The sequence below is a fragment of the Sporolactobacillus sp. STSJ-5 genome (genome assembly GCF_024385605.1).
Taxonomy (GTDB): domain Bacteria; phylum Bacillota; class Bacilli; order Bacillales; family Sporolactobacillaceae; genus Sporolactobacillus.
On the sequence record NZ_JANFOJ010000045.1, the window covers coordinates 1 to 1,595 of the forward strand.

Genomic DNA, 1,595 nt, shown 5'->3' on the forward strand with positions numbered 1-1,595 from the left:
GTACAAAACTCCCATGCCCCGCTTTGAGGGGTGCGGGACACCACCGGTCATGAAAATGTAGGGCTACGTTTTCTTCTATGTAAGAATGGATAAAAGGAGAATGGGGACAGGCAAAGGTCGGTATTTTTTTGGAGGGCTATTAAACCCCGTGTACAAAACCGATCCCATGCACCTTGGAGCACCACCCAATGTCGCTTTTTTCAAAGCACGTGTATAAAAATTCATATCACTCAGGTGCACCACCTGTCCCTCCATCATTTTATCATGATTAGAGGGGATGATGAATCATGGATGCACTTTTAAACTGTTGTGCGGGTTTGGATGTTCATCAAAAAGAAATCGTTGCCTGTGTGTTAAAGGGCGAAAAAAAGGTTCAGAAACAGATCCGGAACTTTGGCACGACCACCAAGGAACTCCTTGCCCTTAGCGATTGGCTGCAGGAAGCTCAGTGCACGCATGTCGCCATGGAAAGTACGGGTGTCTATTGGAAGCCGGTTTGGAATATCCTCGAGAGTTCGTTCATCTTAATCCTTGCCAATGCGAAAAGGATTAAGAATGTTCCGGGGCGGAAGACCGACATGAATGATGCCCAATGGATTGCTAAACTTTTACGCAACGGATTAATTGAGTCAAGTTTTGTTCCCCCAGAAGCGATCCGCAACTTGCGTGACCTGACTCGGTATCGGAGAAAGCTGCTGCAGATGACAACGGAGCAGAAGAATCGCATTCATAACGTCTTGCAGGACGCCAATATTAAGTTGACCAGTTATATGAGCGATGTCTTTGGTGTTTCCGGACGCGCATTGCTTGAGGCAATCATGAATGGGGAATCGCTAACTCGGGAACAGGTTCATTCCCGAGTAAAAACAAAACTAAGGGCGAAAGTGCCTCAGCTTTTGGATGCGCTAAACGGGAAAATTCGACGGCATCATCGAAAGATGATTCGACGGCAATATGATTTGCTTCTTGACTTAGAAAAACATAGTGCGGAACTGGAACAAGAAATTGATCAGTTGATGACGGACTATCAAGAGGAAGTGGGGCTACTCACATCGATTCCGGGAATCAATCAGGATGCAGCGGCGGTCATCCTAGCGGAAATCGGAACAGACATGACCCAGTTCCCAACGGATGCGCATTTATCCTCCTGGGGTGGACTGAGCCCAGGAAACAATGAGAGTGCCGGAAAGAAACGATCGTCTAAAACGACGAAAGGAAACAAAGGCTTAAAGTCAATGCTTTGTCAGGTCGCCTGGGGAGCTGTCCGGAGTAAGAAGACACGCTTGTCGGCTTACTATTACCGATTGGTCAAACGACGTGGACCGAAAAAAGCAATCATGGCCTTAGCACATCTCATTCTGAAGATTATCTATCATATCTTAAAAGAGAAGCAACCCTATAAAGAGTTCGGTCCTGATTACCTGCCAAAGAAAAAGCAAAGTGCCAAGTTCTATCAGCGACAGCTGGAAAAACTGCTCGGTTACGAAATAGAAATTCACGAAAAAACAGCATGAACTGAAAAAAATTCAGTTCATGCATCAGGGACAGTATTTTTTTGCACTTTTTTTGAGCGTCATCACATTTACGTATAAAAG

Annotated in this window: 1 protein-coding gene; it reads left to right on the top strand. The window is 45.5% G+C overall.

What is annotated here, in order from left to right:
• The first annotated feature begins 287 nt into the window (after positions 1-287).
• Positions 288-1,514 carry an IS110 family RNA-guided transposase gene (locus tag NOM01_RS17015; protein ID WP_255749779.1) on the top strand — a complete coding sequence of 409 codons (1,227 nt, stop codon included), beginning with the start codon at positions 288-290 and terminating at the stop codon, positions 1,512-1,514.
• The last annotated feature ends 81 nt before the right edge of the window (positions 1,515-1,595 follow it).

Coding starts and splice junctions, on each gene's coding strand:
- NOM01_RS17015 (WP_255749779.1), top strand. CDS start 288: ATGGATGCACTTTTAAACTGTTGTGCGGGTTTGGATGTTCATCAAAAA.